This is a genomic window from Litoribacterium kuwaitense (genome assembly GCF_011058155.1).
Taxonomy (GTDB): domain Bacteria; phylum Bacillota; class Bacilli; order Bacillales; family DSM-28697; genus Litoribacterium; species Litoribacterium kuwaitense.
The window spans coordinates 1-373 of sequence record NZ_JAALFC010000146.1 but is presented as its reverse complement, the minus strand read 5'-3'; the positions used below and the strand labels follow the sequence as shown (position 1 = coordinate 373).

Here is a 373-nt window from a genome sequence, read left to right as displayed (position 1 = left end):
GAAAGGCTGATATTTCGAGGAAATTAGATGATATCGAAAATCAAGGTCTAAAGTGAGGTGAAAAGCAATGTTGGTCAACAAAGCATACAAATTTCGTATCTACCCAAACAAAGAACAAGAAATCTTAATCGCAAAGACGATTGGTTGTTCTCGTTTCGTATATAATCACTTTTTAGCACGTTGGAACGATACATACAAGGAAACAGGCAAAGGACTCACTTACAATTCATGTTCTGCCGAATTAACGCAGCTAAAAAAAGAATTCGTATGGTTGAAAGAAGTCGACAGCGTTGCTATTCAATCCTCACTTAAAAACCTTGCGGATTCGTATTCACGATTTTTCAAGAAACAGAATAAAGCACCACGTTTCAAG

The 373-nt window shown here is 36.7% G+C and carries 1 protein-coding gene; it reads left to right on the top strand.

Going from position 1 to position 373, the window contains the following annotated elements:
- Window positions 1–67: 67 nt before the first annotated feature.
- Window positions 68–373: helix-turn-helix domain-containing protein (locus G4V62_RS19440; RefSeq protein WP_165205261.1), on the top strand; the 306-nt coding region annotated here is incomplete at its 3' end.